The 2,283-nt window shown below is 67.5% G+C and carries 2 protein-coding genes; both read left to right on the top strand.

Going from position 1 to position 2,283, the window contains the following annotated elements:
* Positions 1-120: 120 nt before the first annotated feature.
* A complete protein-coding gene (locus tag AB0M35_RS21665; protein ID WP_363747592.1) occupies positions 121-1,173 on the top strand; it encodes a sugar ABC transporter permease in 1,053 nt (350 codons plus the stop codon).
* Between the two features lies 1 nt (position 1,174).
* Positions 1,175-2,140, top strand: a complete 966-nt coding sequence (locus AB0M35_RS21670) for a carbohydrate ABC transporter permease (protein WP_363747375.1) — start codon at positions 1,175-1,177, stop codon at positions 2,138-2,140.
* Positions 2,141-2,283 lie beyond the last annotated feature (143 nt).

Raw genomic sequence — 2,283 nt, forward strand, 5'->3', positions numbered from 1 at the left:
CAGCTCTCCGCCGCGCACGGGCCGGTGCAGTCGCTGGAACGGGCGGCGGCGATCTGCGAGGGCTGGGTGTTCGAGTGGACCGGCCCACCGGTTCCGTTGAGTAAACCCCTGGGAGGGTTGATGAACTTCGACTTCGCCGACCAGGCGCCGAAACTGATGATGTTGCTGTGGGGGCTGGTCGCCTTCGCAGTGGTGGTCGGCGGCCTGCTCTTCGTGCTCGACGCGGTGCCGTCCTACTTCGCCCGGCGTCGCGAGGCGCAACTCGTCGCCGCGTCCGCCAGCGGGGCCCCGCTGCCCCGACGGCCCAAACAACGTGACGGGTTCTTCGCGCTGTTCTTCCTGCTGCCGACGGTGTTGCTGCTGCTGATCGGCCTGGTCGTCCCGGCGATCCGGACCACCCTGCTGTCGTTCATGGACGGCAGCAGCCAGAACTGGGTCGGCCTGGACAACTACCGCTGGATGTTCGCCGAGGACGCGATCGTCCGGGTCCTGCTCAACACCCTGGTCTGGGTGACGCTGGTGCCGCTGGCCGCCACCGCCATCGGCCTGATCTACGCCGTGCTGGTGGACAAGGCCCGACTGGAATCCGTCGCCAAGTCACTGATCTTCATGCCGATGGCGATCTCGTTCGTCGGCGCCAGCATCATCTGGCGGTTCGTGTACGCCTACCGGGGCGAGGACCAGGAGCAGATCGGTCTGCTCAACCAGATCGTGGTCAGCCTCGGCGGCGAACCCCGGCAGTGGCTGCTGGACTCACCGCTGAACACGCTGCTGCTCATTGTGATCATGGTGTGGATCCAGGCCGGTTTCGCCATGGTGGTGCTCTCCGCGGCGATCAAGTCCATCCCGGCGGACATCGTGGAGGCGGCCCGCCTCGACGGGGTCAGCCCGTGGCAGATGTTCTGGCAGATCACCATGCCGAGCATCCGGCCGGCGCTGATCGTCGTGGTGGTCACCATCTCGATCGCCACGCTGAAGGTCTTCGACATCGTGCGTACCACGACCAACGGCAACTACGACACCAGCGTGATCGCCAACGAGATGTACAACCAAGCGTTCCGGTACGGCCAGAACGGGCAGGGCTCCGCGCTCGCGGTGTTCCTCTTCATCCTGGTGGTACCGATCGTGATCTTCCAGATCCGTAACCTGCGTCAGCAGCGACGGGAGGGCTGAGATGACCACCACCACCCCCCCGGCCGCGGTCGGCGCCCAGCAGACCGACGCGGGTTCCACCCGGGCGTCACGGGTACGCAAGCGGCTCAACAGCCGCACGGCGACCGTGGCCGCGATCGTCATCGCGGTGGTCTGGACGATCCCCACCTTCGGCCTGTTCATCTCCTCGTTCCGGCCGGAGGCGGAGTTGAAGTCCACCGGCTGGTGGACGGCCTTCCGGGATCCGCAGTTCACCCTGCAGAACTACCAGGACGTGTTGTTCGGGCAGAACGCCTCCTCCGGGCAACTCGCCAACTACTTCATCAACTCGCTGGTCATCACCGTGCCGTCGGTGTTGTTCCCACTCGCGTTCGCCGCGCTGGCCGCGTACGCGCTGGCCTGGATCAACTTCCGCGGCCGGGACTGGCTCTACATCGCCATCTTCGCGCTCCAGATCGTGCCGTTGCAGATGGCCCTGGTGCCGCTGCTCAGCTTCTTCTCGCGCGGAGTCAGCCTGGGCGGCATCACCCTGATGCCCGCCTGGAACCTCGACGGCGCACAGAACTTCGCCCAGGTGTGGTTCGCACACACCTGCTTCGCGCTGCCGTTCGCCGTGTTCCTGCTGCACAACTTCATCTCGCAACTGCCCAAGGATCTGATGGAGGCGGCCCGGGTCGACGGGGCCACCCACCCCAAGATCTTCCGCACCATCGTCCTGCCGTTGGTCGCACCCGCCCTGGCCGCGTTCGCCATCTTCCAGTTCCTCTGGGTCTGGAACGACCTGCTGGTCGCGCTGATCTTCGCTGGTGGCAGCGAGGTCACCGCGCCGCTCACCGTGCGCCTGGCCGAACTGGCCGGCACCCGGGGCAACGAATGGCAACGGTTGACCTCCGGCGCGTTCGTCTCGATCGTCGTACCGCTGATCGTGTTCCTGTCATTGCAGCGCTACTTCGTTCGCGGACTGCTCGCCGGCAGCGTCAAGGGCTGACCCGCCGGTGGTGGGGGGGCGGCGGGGGGGGGGGCGCCCCCCCGGGGGAGGGGGGGGGGCTGGGGAGAGGGCGACAGGTAGGCGCCCCCGGCGGCGGGTAACACGCCCCCCCCCAACCCCCCGGGCCCCCGGGGGGCCCCCCC

Source organism: Micromonospora sp. NPDC051196, assembly GCF_040682415.1.
Classification (GTDB): domain Bacteria; phylum Actinomycetota; class Actinomycetes; order Mycobacteriales; family Micromonosporaceae; genus Micromonospora.

Excerpts from the sequence above, each read along its gene's own strand:
- AB0M35_RS21665 (WP_363747592.1), top strand. The coding sequence starts at position 121 with ATGAACTTCGACTTCGCCGACCAGGCGCCGAAACTGATGATGTTGCTG.
- AB0M35_RS21670 (WP_363747375.1), top strand. The coding sequence starts at position 1,175 with ATGACCACCACCACCCCCCCGGCCGCGGTCGGCGCCCAGCAGACCGAC.